Origin of the sequence: Pseudomonas sp. RV120224-01b (genome assembly GCF_003208145.1) — a bacterium.
Lineage (GTDB): Bacteria > Pseudomonadota > Gammaproteobacteria > Pseudomonadales > Pseudomonadaceae > Aquipseudomonas > Aquipseudomonas monteilii.
Genome location: NZ_QKMQ01000001.1, coordinates 641,985 through 657,111, shown reverse-complemented (window position 1 = coordinate 657,111; position 15,127 = coordinate 641,985). Strand labels below are relative to the sequence as shown.

The following is a 15,127-nucleotide window of genomic DNA, read 5'->3' as shown; positions in this document are numbered from 1 at the left end:
CTTTCAGGCGCTGGCAGGGGTGGCCTGTTGCGCGTTTTGTTTGGCGACTTCCTGGTTACGCAGGATGAAGCGTTGCAGCTTGCCGCTCGGGGTTTTGGGCAGCTCGCTGACGAATTCGATTTCTCTGGGGTAGGCATGCGCGTACAGCCGCTGGCGTACGTGCTGACGCAAGGTTTCTTCCAGCTCGACACTACCGTTGCAGCCACTGGCCAATACCACGAACGCTTTGATCAGCTCGGTGCGCTCCGGGTCGGGCTTGCCGATCACCGCCGCCTCGATCACCGCCGGGTGCTCGATCAGCGCGCTCTCCACATCGAACGGGCCAACCCGGTAACCGGAGGTGGTGATCACATCATCGCTGCGGCCAACGAAGCTGATGCTGCCGTCCTGGTTCAGCTCGACGGTGTCGCCGCTGAGGTAGTATTTGTCAATGAAGGACTTGGTCGGCAGGCCGTGGTAGCCACCGAACCAGCACAACGGTGATTGCTCACGGTCGACAGCAAGGATGCCCGGTTGGCCGGCCGGCAGTTCGTTACCCTGCTCGTCCACCACCACGATGCGGTGGCCAGGGATGGCAAAGCCGGCCGAGCCCAGGTGCACCGGGTGCTTCAAACCATGGTGGTTGCACAGCACCATGCCCAGCTCGGTCTGGCCGTAGTGATCGTGAATGGTCACGCCCAGTTCGTCGGAGAACCAACGGATCACTTCCGGATTAAGCGGTTCGCCAGCACTGCTGACCACCCGCAGGCGGCCCTTGACCGGCGCCGAGAACTCATTGCCCGCAGCAATCAGCAAACGGTACGCGGTAGGCGAGCCGGCCAGGTTGGTGATGCCCAGCTTGTCGATCACCCGGGCGCAGCTTTCAACACTGAACGGGCCATCGTAGAAGGTGGTGGCGTGCCCCAGCGACAACGGGCCGGTAACAGCGTAATACAGGCCGTACGCCCAACCCGGGTCGGCCAGGTTCCAGAAGTTGTCCTCCGGAAGCAGTTCAATGGCATCGCGCATGTAGCCCTGGAACGCGACAATGGCCCGCAGCGGTACTTCCAGTGGTTTCGCCGGGCCGGTGGTTCCGGAGGTGAACATCAGCAGGAACGGATCGTTGCCCGAGCGCATCACCGGCTCGCAGGCATCCGCTGCGCGCTCCAGGCATTGCTGGAAGTCCAGCTCACCGCTACGGGCCCTGACGGTGATGATGGTCGGACAGGCCTGCACATCGTCCAGCTTGGCGCGGTTCTGGCTGTCGGTGATGACCACTCGGGCTTGGGATTGCTCAAGCCGGTGCTCGATGGCCTTGGGGCCGAACGCCGTGAACAACGGCTGGTAAACCGCCCCCAGGCGCCAGGTGGCGAGGATGGTGACCAGCAGTTCGGGCGTGCGCGGCATCAACCCGGCCACCCGGTCTCCGGCCCCCACCCCCTGCACCTTGAGCACATTGGCAAACCGGGCTGCCTGCGCCTTGAGCTGATCGAAGCTGTAGCGCGCGCTGTTGCCATCGCGGTCTTCGTAAATCAGCGCCAGCTTGCCGTTTCCGGCATGCCGATCACAACATTCGACACAGGCATTGAGGGCTTCGAGGTGGCCATGCAATGCCGCCGTAGCGGCCTTGGCATGGTCGAACGCACGGGCGGCCTCGGCGTAATCGCGCATCGTCAGACTCCTGGTTTCTTGTTTTTGGAGTTAAACCATCGGTCCAACGATGTTCGCGCCGCTCAAGCGCGGCGGCAATGGCCTAAATTGTCAAACTGGATGACCGGTTTGGCCGTCCGCAGGTTCGGCCCGGCCCAGCAAGGGCTTTGTCAGCACTTGCTTCAGCCAGGACAGCTGCGCGGCTTTGGCGTTACTCAATGCCTCCCACCGCTCGCGATACAGCTGGTCGCTCAGCGTGTCACGCAGATCGTCCAGCTCACTGCCCAGGTCGTCATATTCATCATGGATTGCCTTGAAGTCAGCCGGGTACTGCGCTTGCAGCCACTTGCTCCAGAATGTCTGCTCGCTGAGGAAACCCGCCTTTGCCTCGTTCGTTTCAGCCGCCTTGATAGAGGCCCGTGCCTTGACCAACATGCTTTCAGTGCCTCTGCTGTAGGTGGCAAACCTCATCGAACCGGGTTGCCCTGGCAACTGCATTTCCTTGGCCAGGTTGACGATGTAGTAGAGCCGAGCTTCGATCAGGTCCAGATCAGGTTCCGACTTGGCACGGGCTTCCAGGTCTTCACGAATAAACGCCTCGAGCTTGTCCAGGCGAAACAACCCCGCCCCCAGCTTCAGAAGCTCATCCCCGTTGCCTGGCGCCGACTTTTCAGCCTGAGCTACCAGCACCTGTACCTGCAGCCCTGCAAAGCGCTCGGCCACACTGTCCGCGCAGGTGACCGGCTGGCTGGCAATCCCACGTATCTGTAGCGCCAGCTCGGGGTCGGCATCCATGGCGTCCAACATGTTCCACACTTGTGCGGTAAGGACTTCGCGTTGCGCCTTGTTGCGAAAATCGGCGCTCTCTTGCAGCTTGTTCAGGATTTGTAAAAGGCTGTCTTCCTGCTGGTCGCCGCTCGATGCAGGAAACAGTCGGCTCCATAGTGCACCGCGCTCTTCTGCACGCTCATCCGTCATCCACGCCCTGCGGGTGGACAGCAGTTCGCCGGGCATGACGAATGGGTCATGTGTACGATGCGGTGCACGTGCGTACAAACGCTCCAGCTGGAGCCTTGGGATAGCATTACGATCCAGGTTGATGGCGGCACGGAATGTATAGGGCATGCTCACGATTGCGTCGGGAACGCTGGTGAGTACATTCGAGCTCAGGTTCACGACACGTAACGATCCGCAATGCTCCAGCCCGACTGGCCATTCGTGCAAGCCACAATGAATCAGATGCAGCCGCCTCAATGCCGGCACCTGGGCGAAGCGCAGCGTCAGTGCACGCAAAGGGTTGAAGCTCAAGTCCAGTGAAATTATCTGGGGGAGCTCACCCAAGGTATTGGTTGCCTGCTCATCCAGGCGGATACGGTTGTAGGACAGTTGCAACCTCTCCAACTGCGTGAGGTGCCTGATACCCTCCGGCAGTGTCTGCAGGTTGTTTCTCGACAGGTTGAGCCGACGCAAACTCCTGAAGCAAACGAAGAACGCGTCAGGCACGGCTTGCACTGACGAATTGACCATGACGATGGACGTCACAAAGTGGAAGTCGAGCTCGGCGCTCATTTCGGGTAGCGTGGTCACTCGGCAACCACTCATATCCAGGATGTGGCCTCGGCCAGGATGATGCTCCGTATCAATATCCAGCTGCCGGCGCCAGGCCGAACGCAGCCGCTGCGTCAGTTGCTGACGCGCCGGTCGCTCAGGCTCTGGCGCCCCGGCAATCCACTCACCGAGCCTGGCATTGAGCAACTCATAGTTCCGCTCTTCGAACAACAGCGCTTCCAACGGGTCATTGCTTTGCATGATCCGGTACACATGCTCATCCAGTTGCCTTGGCGAGTCACCTCGGTAGAGCGCAGACAACCGCCGACGTAACCGCTGGTACATGCCTGATTCCGTCGAAGCCCGCCCCCCCAATGGATAGCCCACTCGGCCGTCAGGCAGGCGTTGCCCCGGATTGACCCAACCCTCGTCTTCAATCCAACCCAACACGTTCAGCAGCTTCTGGCGCTTGTCGGGCAACGTGTTCAGCAGCCTTTGTCGCAAGCTATCCGCAGATTGACAACCACTCAGCCCAAGGCTGGTTTGCTGTGGCGTTGAGAGCAAGGCGCAGATGGCCCGGAAGAAATCATCAGGCTCGCTAGCCTGATCTTCAAGCAGCACGCCGCGGTAGTCATAGAGGTCAAATTGCCCTTCGCTGTGCACCAGGATCTTCTGTTCAGCTTCTGCTGCCTGTGAATTGAGCACCGCCAGCAAACGGCCTGATGGTGTGTTTTCCCGCAGCTCCAGGCGTCCGCTATACGCCCAGTTATCAACACGAGGCAGCAGGTGGAATGCCAGCTCACCCGCTACATCGCAATAGGCATGACGCAGCATCAGCCCTTGCTGGGCACGGCTGAGCCGGGCAAGCTGCAACAGTGAGCGGGCCTTTTTCGACACCGACAGCGGTAACCGCCGCCGCAGTTCGATTTCCTCCCGCTCGGGGGCGGTCAAGGCTATGGCCAACTCGGAGAGGTAATCCGGCGGCAAACCGGCAAAGTCACGCTGAATTACCTGGGCAACCGTATCAGCAGGCGGGTCAACCTGGGTCAAATGCGTGAACAGCGCTTGACGTAACTGGGTCGCGTTCTCTTCGAACGCGGCATTCAGTTGGTCTGAGTCCACAGTGGTAAGCGCCAGATGTTGCGTGCACCAGGCACGAAGGTCCTGGTCTTCGAACTTCGACGCAGTAGCTGCTGGCTCGGCGAAGAAACGGGTAACCCGCCCGTCGGCCTCAAACCTGCGTAACGTATCGCGCAGGTTGGCTGGCAAGGCACGGTTTTCAACCAGAATGCCACGTAGCTCGTCCGCGTCGCTGCATGCGGCCTGCAGCACCTGCCGGGCGCGCAATGGGTCAACAGGTTGCGCTTGGGGCCACAACCGGTCGAGCATCTTCGCTTCATCGCTCCACGCCTGCGGTACCTCTTCGCGCAAATGCCACGATCGCTCGCCATTACCGACCACAATCGGCCCATACGCCGTGGGCCGAAGCGGATGCTGCAGACGCCATGGGCCATTTACCTCAGTACGATGCACCTGATAACAGTGGCCATCGAGCCGCACGAAATGCCGCTCACCGTCGCGGTAAAGGCCGTTGTCGGCCAGCGTGGCTCCTTCTGCCGGGGTGCGGTAGAGGCTGAGGTCTGGGTTCCAAAGCCGCTGAGTGTCGATGCCGGTGGTCACTGGCGCCAGGCCATCGACAAAAGCACTACGCGCGATAGTACTGGCAACGGCTTGGGTAGCGGCGACCCCTCCGCCGATGGCAGCGGCTGCAGCGACGGTTTCGGCAACACCCAAGACGTGCTGCAGTGCCTCGTGATCATGCCCTTTGGCCCAGTCCACAGCACCTTCGAACACCTGCGAACACACCTGAACCACCAACTGCGACAACAACAAGGCACCAACGACCGGCACGGTAAGCCCTGCCAGGTTGGTCAGTCCCCAGCCCAGCGAAGTCCATTGTTCAAGCCGTTCACGACTGGCCTTGGCATCGGCGGCTGACGTGGGTACCAACAGCAGTTCGGCGTCTGCCTTCATGCGCGTGAGTTGCGCGTCAACCCAGTGTTGGAACACTGAGTCGTGATAGGTCTCACCCTCCACTTCCAGGTCCGGTACTTCATCCGCAAGCCGCAACTGCAGTGTCTTGATGAACGCGGCACGGTCTGCCAGTGCTATTGATTGAAGGAGGGCCGCCTGCCTCGTTTCATCCTGAAGCGAGATAGCCATGGCCTTGACCCAATCCTGCGTGGAGGGGTACCAGCGCAATGGGTCTTCCTGCTCACCCGACAAGTAAATGACGACGCCCTTGTCTTCATCTTCGGCCCCACGCAACTGGATGAACAAAGCCCCATGCACAGTCACTTTCAGCATCGACATCAAGCCTGGATAAGCCGTCAACGCCTGGTCATCACTTGCTTGAGCGGGCAAGGCCTGGCCAGGTATGCCCGCAGCGACGCTGCTGATGTAAGCCTCCAGCGCCCGCCGCACATCGCCATCAATCGTCTTTTTCAGGAACGCAAGGTGCACGGCCAGCTTGAATCCTTCCAGCTTGTCCTTCACCAGCAGCGCCGAATGTGTGGTGAAGGTGCTATCCAGCAAGGCCTGGTACTGGGCCCCTGCATCCAGCGTGCGACAAATGTCGATCAACGTTTCCAGGTCGCCGGACAACACTGTCGTAGTACCTGGGGCCACCAGCCCACTGCCCTCCAGTGGGGTAACGCCATGGGCGAAGTTCTGCATCAAGCGCAACAACCCAGGCTCCATCTGATACTCGGTTTCCAGCCAAGGCACCGTCGAGCCTTCCAGCGTGCGAACCTTGCGCTGCCACATCAGCGTACTCAGCGTTTGCCCACGAGGCAGAATACCTGCCAGTGCTGCAGAGAATGTGTTTAGCGCAAATTGGTGCAGCGGTAAGGCGCTGGCCGTCGCCGCCGCCACGCTTTCTTCGCTGGCTTTATGGCTGGTAACCAAGGCCCGCAACGTACGGATGTCCGCCACCGAGGCCTCCTTGATCCAGTGCGGCGTTCGTCTGTGGATGAAGGTATCGCCAGCCTGGCGCGCCTCGGCTTCACCTACGGAGGGAAGGTCGTTTTCATCGCCATCAGTCTTGATCTGTATCAGGTTACGTTCACGCATGGGTCACTCCGCCCTATTGAAATGGGCCGACCAATCTTTCATTGTTTGGCCGCCCCAATAAGAGGGAACTGAACTACCGTTGTACTCCCATGTGCCAACGTTGACGCCCGACCTTCAATCGGCTTGCCCCGCCAGGCCCATCTCTTCCCGGGTAAGGCGCAGGGCCAATGCCTGCAAGGCCTGTTCACGCGCCACCGCCAACTCCCCGGACCGCGCCACATACTCGGCACTGTTCAAGGTCGGTTTTTCGCTTTCCAGCGTCTGCAGTTTGTCGATGAACGCATCCTCGATTTTGCCAAACGGCTCTTCATACCGCTGCCGCAGGTATTCCAGCCAGAAGTCACGCTGGCTGATATAGGCCTCCCTGGCCGGTGTAGCCTCGGCATTCAGCACTTGGGTGTATGCAGCATCGATCTGCGCCTGGGTCACCCCGGCCAACGATTGGAACAGCATGCTTCGAGGTTGCCCCAGCAGGTCCAGGCGCACAGCGAGGCCAGACAGGTAGGCCATGTCGACCTCTACCTCTTCGTTGGTGTCTTCACGTTGCCACTCACCGCTTTCATAGCGGCCCTCCATATCGGCCCGAACGATCGCAGCCACCCGATCGAGCCGATACAGACGCTGAGCCAGTTCAAGCCGATCCGTACGGGTGGCAAGCGGTGCGCCACGCTGCCGTAGCCGCGCCACATGCATCCTCACCACCAGCTGGCTGAAAACCTCGGACGCGTTGTCCCGGCAGGTGCGCGGGTCTGCTGCCCGCTCGAACAGCTCGTCACGCACCGCCTCATCGCTGCTGGCCGCTTCTACCAGTGACCATACGCGCTCACCGGTGTATGCCGGGAACGCACGAAAATCAGAGGTTTCGGCCATTTCCTGCAGCAACGAGAAAAAGCTCGTTGCCCGCTCCAGCCCACGCAATCGGTTCCACTGCAGTTGCCTGGCGGTTTGTTCGGCTGGCGCCACGGTAGCCAACCACAGTGCCCTCAACGCATCCCCACCGATACTTTCGGCACCGGCCGCTGCCGGCGGCGTTACGTTTCCTGGCAACAGCGCCAGTGCGTTGCCCCTGAGGTCCACAGCGTTACGCCAGGCCAACGGCCTGCTCCCCCATGAGGCAGGCAATTGGCGAATCCGGTTATGACGCAGGTCGGCATAAACCAGCTGATCACAACGTTCCAGGCCAGCAGGTAAGGCTGTCAGCCCTGTGCGCTGCAAGCCCAACTCGCGTAATTGCAACAAATGCCCCACAGGCAATGAGGCGGCACGAATGCTGTTGCCACTAAGGTCCAGAATACGCAGTTGCGTCACCGTCAAAGGCAGGCCTGCCTGGCTGCTCCGGATACGGATCTGGTTGCCCCGCAGGATTAAACTCCGTAAATGGGTCAAAGCACTCAACCCATCAGGCAGTGCTGTCAGAAAGTTGTAGCTCAGGTTCAGGCGCTGCAAACGGGCGAACCTGGCCAGAAAGCCTGGCGGCAGTTCAGGCATGCGGATGTCCACGAGTGACAAGTCGAGCACATTGGAAAAGTCGATGTTGACTGGCAAGGTCGGCAATCCGCCCCCAGGCACCGACATGATCGACAGGCGCGTCCCCCAACCTGGGCCCTGCGCATTGGCGACGCGCTCCCCGTCAAACCGCCAGGCACGCAGCAGCGCCGCGGTGATTTCACGCCTGTGGTGCTGTTGCTGCTCTTCTGCGGCCTGCACCCAATCCTGAAGATGCATCTCCAGCTGCTGGTATTGCTGTTCCTGCAGCAGAAGATTGCTCATTGCCGAACGACCGCGATTCGATACGATCTGAACGAAACGCTCGACTTCATCCTCGTCAAAGCTTGGGTACAAAGCGCGGATACGGCGGCGCAAGGCCTGCCCCGGCCGCTCGAATGCCGACAGGCTGCCCCCCAAAGGGTAACCCAATCGACCATCGGCCATGCGCTTCATGGTGGAGGCAACAGCTTTGGCCTCCCCCCACCCCAACAGCGCCAACACATCCGTACGCTGCCGTGGCAGCCAGGCCTGCAGCTGTTTGCGCACTTGCCCAGGCACATCGTCGCCAACCCAGCCCTGATCGTTGAGAAACGCTTGCCCAAGGCTTGCTTCCAGTGCCTCGAACAAGCCTTGGGGTTGCCGCACAATCCGATCATTACCTTGCGCGTCACGCACCGTAAATCGGCCGCTGCTTCTGACCAACTGCATTGCCGGCGCCACACCTTGCCCTTCAGGGAACAGTCGCACCCGCGCCTGCTCACTCACCGAGCCTTCGAGCAGTACCAGGTTCATCTGTTCAGCTCGCAGCCCGTGCTTGCGCAACAAGGCAAACACCAAGGCCACCGCATCAGGCCGATAACTGCCGTGCAGGAACAACGCCTCACGGGTGCGTGCCAGGCGCGCTTCCTGCAACGACGCCCTGGCTCGTTGCGCCAGGGCCAGTGGTAGCCGTGCCCGGTTGATCATGAGCGCGCGCATGTCGTCATCGGCATGCTTGAGCACCTCCAGCGCATACGCCTTGGGCAAGCCAGGGAAATCTCGCTGCAGCACTGCCAGGGCCGGGGCCTGCGGCAGATACAGTTCGGCAAAGTGATCGAGCATGGCCTCGCGCAGGCTGTGGGTGGCCGCGCGAAGGGTGGTGATCTGCTCGGCCAATGGCCGTGACCGCAGCGCAAGCCTGTCGACACACCAGTTCAAACGCTCGGCATCCTCCGCCCGGCCTTGGTGTACACCCTGGAAAAAAGCCTCGTTTCGGGCATCCACCGCGAAACGCTCCAGGGTATCGCGCAGTACCACGGGCAAGCGCCGCCGCTCCACCAGTACGCCACGCAGAAAGTCGGCATCCACACCTGCAACCTGCAAAAGCTGCGACACACGCTCAGGTGCCAGATCACGGGCCGAGGGCCACAGACGGGTCAGCAACAGGGGCTCACCGCTCCATTCCAGTGGCCTGTCGAAGGCTAGCAGCCAGCCGCGCTCGCCATTGCCACGCAGCAGAGGGCCGTATGCATTCGGGTCGTCAGGATGTTCCAGTCGCCAGGCCCCATCGCTATTTGCCTTGACCTTGTAATACGCGCCGTCGCGGTACCACCATGCACCCTGGTCATTGCTGAACAGTCCATCATCACGCTCAGTCAACGGCAGTGTCGGCGATGCCTCCCGGTAAGGCGCCAGGTCATTGCGCCATAAACGCGGAGCGCCACCTTCGGTCATGATCGGTTCGAGCGTTTCCACGAACGCGCCGTGTGCTGCATGCAGGCCCCAGACAGCAGCCCCGGCAAGCGCGGTGACGGAGGCCGAGGCCGCCACCTCCAGCATATGCTGCAGGGCCTCGTGCTGATGGCCCTGGCTCCAGTCACGCGCACCTTCGTAAACATGATCGAGCATCTGCACCGCCAGGTTCGCCAACATCAACCCGCCAATCACCGGCACGAACATGCCGGCCAGCCCCAGCACGGTCAAACCCGCGTTTTCAAGGGCGCGCAGGCGTTCAGCCGCTGCCCTGGCATCCACCTCGGCCGTGGGCACGGCGAGAAACCGCGCATCCGCTTTGATGCGTTGCACACGCCTGGCGGCAAACGCCTTGAATACATCCTGTGAAATCACCACGCTGGCGGGAGCCAGGTCTGGCTTGTCGTCCGCAAGACGTGTCTTGAGCAAAACCAGAAAGTTCGCCCGATCCTTGAGTGCCAGACGACGTTCGAACGCTCGAAGGTAATCAGCGCTGCGTAGCGCTCCGACCAGGTGGAGGTTCATGGCATGCCAATCGTCAAAACGTCGCAGCGGGCATTCATGGTCATCTGGCAGGTACGCAATGATACCTTTCAGGCGATCAACAACACCGAACTGGGCCTCGCTCTGGTTGCGTGGTGGCTGGATCAGCTCGAACACCAGCACGCCATCCACGGGCATGCCGAGCACCTCGAAACCTGCGGCCTGCACGGCAAGCGTACCCACATGCACGGCGGTTGCGCCCTGGCCAATTTCGCGCAGCGTCTTCACGTCGGCGGGGGTAAGCGACCCTTTGAGCGCTGAAATTTCCGTGGCCAAGGCCAGCTCCAGGCGTTTGTCGGTGGCCAGAACCGCCTCGAATGAAGCAGTCAATAGCGCCTCCAGGTGCTGCTGATAAGCAGCACCCACATCAACTTCACGGCACAGGCTGACGAGCTCATCGATGCGTTCGGTAACAACCTGTGCGGCATCACCTTCTGTCGGCTGGCACGCCAGCAACGCGGTAGGGGCCTGGAATGATTGCCCAGCCTTGAAATTGCGCATCAACCGCTGCAATGCAGGCTCATCGTGTGTGACAGGCTGGATATCTGGCACCGTGCTGCCCGGCAGCACTTCAAAGCCTGGCCGGTTGACCCGGGTTCGCACTTCACGCCACACGGCGCTACCAAGGTCCACGACAACGCCAAACCTGCTTTCCAGGCTGTGTTCGAGCATCCCTTTGGCGAACCCGTCCAAGGGCAGCAGCTGCTGCGCAACCTGGGCGACCGTTGCCTGGCTCGCGAGGTGCAAGGCCACATGCTGTTGCAACACCTGGATCTGAGCGGGTTTAGCCTGTTTCAGCCAGCCAGGCAGTTGCTCGGCGATGAAGTCATTGACCAGGTATTTGAGCTTGAGGTTTTCCTGGGGCACAGCCATGTCGGCCTCCTGAAGGTTGATCGCCCCGCTACACTGCTCAACCTGCTCTGTGCCCGGCAGCAGGAAGCCTTCAACCCTCAGTGTGCTGCGTCACGCGTCAGGACCAATGCGCGATAGTGGCCCGGGTTGCAACCAAACCATTTGCGAAACGCCTTGTAGAACGAACTGCTGTCGGCAAAGCCCAGTCGTGCGGCAACCTCGCCCATGGCAGGTTCCGCCTGGCTCAACCAGGCAATGGCAAGCTCACGACGTACGCTGTCCTTGAGCCCCTGGTAGGTCTGCCCCTCCTCTGCCAGGCGCCGCCGGAACGTAGAGGGCGACAGGCACAGTTGCCGCGCCAAGGCGTCGCTGTCGAGCCAGCGGTTAGGGTCCAGGTGCAGCAGGTCGGTGCGGATACGCCGCGCCAGGCTGGCGGGGTCACGGTACTTGACCAGGATGTTGCCCGGCACTTCGGCAAGAAAACGCTGCAGTTCCTCCTCACTGCGCCGCAGCGGCAAGTCGAGGCAGTCCGCCGCAATGATCATGCGGGTGCGCGGGCGTTCAAAATGCAGGTTTTGCGAGAACATGACACGGTAGTCATCACAAAATGGCGGCTCGGCACAACGCAGGTCGATGGCTAGAATCGGGATACGCCGCCCGGCCAGCCAGCATGCCACCCCATGCACGATCATCCAGAACGTGAAATAGGTGAACGCGCGGCGCGGTTCGTCACGCGGCTCATTGATGACAATCTCGGCCAAACCTTCCTGGCGCACCAGGCTGGGCTGCATGTCCTGGAGCATCAGCGAAAGGAATGCCAACGAGGTTTCCAGGCCCGCGCCCAAGGTCGGCTGGCCCATGCTGGCACGGCACATGAACGCCAGGCTGCCACTGCGCAGGCCACGCGGGTCCATGGCGAAGAACTCGTCGTTGCAGCGACGTGCCAGCAGGCGCCACAACCGGGCATAGGACTCTGCACTGACACGCGCCTCTGGCAACTGCAAGTGTTCAACGGCAATGCCCGCCCGGGCCAGCAAGCCGCTATCGGGCTCACCGGCGGGGCAGGTCTGCAACAGCGCTTCACGCACCAGCTGCATGGAAATAGTGTCTTTGTCGCTCATCGACGGTCCTGTCGGCGGGTTGCCGGCCATCTTAGGCCGCCTTGCTGAAAACAGCCATCACAGCCCCACCGCCAGGCCCAGGAACGCCTGGATCAGGCGCAATTCGCGACGGCGCTCCAGGCAACCGATCAGGTGTTGGTTGACCAGGCCCTCGCCAGACAATGGCCGTGCCACCACCCGCGGATCATTGGCCACTTCTGTAGAAGAAACAACACCAATACCCAGCTCTGAAGCCACCGCCTCGGTCACCGCCTCACGGCTGTCCAGTTCCAGCAATACACGCGGCTGCACGCCCGCCCTGATGCAGGCTTTGTCGAAGGTACGCCGCGTGGTGGAGCTGGGCTCGCGCAGCACCATGATCTGCTGGTGCAGTTCGGCCAGGGGCAAATCGCCGTCGCCGTGGGCCCAGCCATGCCCCGCAGGCAACAACGCACACAGGTGTGATTCGCAGAGGTTCTGCAGGTACAGGCCCTTGCGCGGCTCGATCTCGGTCAGCACTGCCACATCGGCGTGCTCGGACAACAGCGCAGCCAGCGTTTCCTGAGCATTGCCCAGCCGCAAGTTGACGGTGATGCCGGGGTAGCGCTCACGCAGCTGCGCCAGCATGGGCATGACCCGGTGCGGGCCATCGGCCGCCACCTCCAGGCGCCCGGTCAGCAACTGCCGGTTGGCTTCGAGCATGGCCTGGGCCTCTTCGGCCAGGCCGAACATGGCGCGGGTGATGGCCGCCAGGCGGGTGCCCTCTTCGGTCAATTCCACCCGCCGTGCGGTGCGCCGCAGCAAGGTGATCTGGTAGTGCTCTTCCAGTGCCTTGACGTGCCCGGTCACGGCCGGCTGGCTGATGAACAGCCGCTCGGCGGCACGGGTAAAGCTGCCCTCACGGGCCACGGCGTCGAAGGCGCGGAGCTGGAACAGGTTCATTTCTATCGGCCTGACTTATAGCTGAGATAACAACAAACAATTTGATTGATAGCAGCGTGAATTGCAACCTAGGCCCCGTAGTTTCAGCCCACCGCTTGTGAGGAATAACGGAATGAGCAACGCCCCGATTCTGCTGACCCCAGGTCCCCTGACCACATCAATCCGCACCCGCCAAGCCATGCTGGTGGACTGGGGCTCCTGGGACCGCGATTTCAACCAACTGACGGCCAGCGTGTGCGAGCAGCTGCTGGCGATCATCGACGGCAGCGCCAGCCACCACTGCGTGCCCCTGCAAGGCAGCGGCACCTTCGCCGTGGAAGCGGCCATCGGCACCCTGGTGCCACGCGATGGCAAGGTTCTGGTGCTTATCAACGGCGCTTACGGCCAGCGTCTGGCGAAAATCTGCAAAGTGCTGGGCCGCACGTACAGCACCTTCGAAACCGCCGAAGACCAGCCAACTACCGCCGCTGATGTCGACCGCCTGCTGGCTGCCGACCCGGCCGTGACCCACGTGGCATTGATCCACTGCGAAACCAGCACAGGCATCCTCAACCCGCTGCCCGAAATCGCCCAGGTCATCAAACGCCACGGCAAACGCCTGATCATCGATGCCATGAGCTCGTTCGGCGCCTTGCCAATCGACGCCCGCGAAATCCCCTTCGAAGCACTTATCGCCGCCTCCGGCAAGTGCCTGGAAGGCGTACCCGGCATGGGCTTCGTCTTCGCCGAAAAAGCAGCCCTGGCCGCCGCCGAAGGCAATGCCCACTCGCTGGCCATGGACCTTCACGACCAGCACGCCTACATGGCCAAGACCGGCCAGTGGCGCTTCACACCGCCCACCCACGTGGTCGCGGCCCTGCATGAAGCACTGCAGCAATACAACGAGGAAGGCGGCCTGCCGGCGCGCCACCAGCGCTACGCCGACAACTGCAAGACCCTGCTCGACGGCATGGCTGCCATCGGCCTGCGCAGCTTCCTGCCGACCGAGATCCAGGCGCCGATCATTGTCACGTTCCATGCACCCAACGATGCCCGCTACCAGTTCAAAGACTTCTACGAGCGGGTCAAGGCCAAGGGTTTCATCCTTTACCCGGGCAAGCTGACCCAGGTCGAAACCTTCCGCGTCGGTTGCATCGGCGTGGTCGGAGCCGACGGCATGCAAGCCGCCGTGAATGCCGTGGCCCAAGTGCTGCGGGAAATGGAAGTGCTGGACATCTGACCCCTTTGCCCACCCGAATTCAGGAATTAGCGCACATGAACTACAGCAACCCTACCCAGCTGCAAGCCGCCATCCTCGACTGGGCCGGCACCGTGGTCGACTTCGGCTCCTTCGCGCCGACCCAGATCTTCGTCGAGGCGTTCGCCGAATTCGACGTGCAAGTGACCATCGAGGAAGCCCGAGGCCCGATGGGCATGGGCAAATGGGACCACATCCGCACCCTGTGCGACGTACCGGAAATTGCCGAGCGCTACCGCAAGGTGTTCGGCCGCACCCCCACCGACGATGATGTCACCGCCATCTACAACCGCTTCATGCCGCTGCAGATCGAGAAGATCGCCGTGCACTCGGCATTGATCCCTGGCGCCCTGGAAACCTTGACCGGCCTGCGCCAGGACGGCCTGAAGATCGGCTCCTGCTCGGGTTACCCGAAAGTGGTGATGGACAAGGTGGTGGAGCTGGCCGCGCAGAATGGCTACGTGGCCGACCACGTGGTAGCCACCGATGAAACCCCGAACGGGCGCCCATGGCCAGCCCAGGCCTTGGCCAACGTGATTGCCCTTGGCATCGACGACGTAGCGGCCTGCGTGAAGGTGGACGACACCGTGCCGGGCATTCTCGAAGGCCGCCGCGCCGGCATGTGGACCGTGGCCCTGGTGTGCTCGGGCAATGCCCTGGGGCTGACCTGGGAAGGCTACCGGGCACTGAGCGCCGAGAAGCTGGAAAGCGAGCGCACGCGCATTCACACGCTGTTCGCAAGCTCCCGCCCGCACTACCTGATCGACACCATCAACGAGCTGCCCGAAGTGATCGCCGACATCAACCGGCGCCTGGCCAAGGGCGAGATGCCGCAGGCCTCCTGACATGGCCAGTGGGGCTGCTTCGCAGCCCATCGCCGGCAAGCCAGCTCCCACAGGGACAGCGCAGCGTTCAAGATTGGCGC

General features: G+C 61.7%; 7 protein-coding genes. 2 read left to right on the top strand and 5 right to left on the bottom strand.

The features are described 5' to 3' along the window. Positions 1-3: 3 nt before the first annotated feature. The 5 genes from N436_RS03060 to N436_RS03040 form a co-directional block, all read right to left on the bottom strand. Entirely contained in the window at positions 4-1,650 is a 1,647-nt protein-coding gene (locus tag N436_RS03060; protein ID WP_105945150.1) for an AMP-binding protein, read from the bottom strand. A gap of 90 nt (positions 1,651-1,740) precedes the next feature. Next, positions 1,741-6,309: an NEL-type E3 ubiquitin ligase domain-containing protein gene (locus N436_RS03055; protein WP_110740399.1), complete on the bottom strand. Its 4,569-nt coding sequence runs from the start codon at positions 6,307-6,309 to the stop codon at positions 1,741-1,743. A 114-nt stretch (positions 6,310-6,423) separates the two neighbouring features. Beyond that, positions 6,424-10,944, bottom strand: coding sequence for an NEL-type E3 ubiquitin ligase domain-containing protein (locus tag N436_RS03050; RefSeq protein ID WP_110740398.1), 4,521 nt, complete (start codon positions 10,942-10,944; stop codon positions 6,424-6,426). A 77-nt stretch (positions 10,945-11,021) separates the two neighbouring features. Continuing rightward, positions 11,022-12,044 (bottom strand): AraC family transcriptional regulator, encoded by a 1,023-nt coding sequence (locus N436_RS03045; protein WP_105945153.1) that lies wholly within the window; start codon positions 12,042-12,044, stop codon positions 11,022-11,024. 57 nt (positions 12,045-12,101) lie between these two features. After that, the gene (locus tag N436_RS03040; RefSeq protein ID WP_110740397.1) at positions 12,102-12,965 is read right to left on the bottom strand and encodes a LysR substrate-binding domain-containing protein; all 864 of its coding nucleotides are present in this window, start codon (positions 12,963-12,965) and stop codon (positions 12,102-12,104) included. A gap of 112 nt (positions 12,966-13,077) precedes the next feature. On the opposite strand from N436_RS03040, the gene N436_RS03035 reads away from it, so the two are divergent. Next, complete coding sequence (locus N436_RS03035) at positions 13,078-14,184, top strand: 2-aminoethylphosphonate--pyruvate transaminase (RefSeq protein ID WP_110740396.1); 1,107 nt, start codon at positions 13,078-13,080, stop codon at positions 14,182-14,184. A 35-nt stretch (positions 14,185-14,219) separates the two neighbouring features. After that, positions 14,220-15,047, top strand: a complete 828-nt coding sequence (phnX, locus tag N436_RS03030; protein ID WP_110740395.1) for a phosphonoacetaldehyde hydrolase — start codon at positions 14,220-14,222, stop codon at positions 15,045-15,047. Positions 15,048-15,127: the final 80 nt, after the last annotated feature.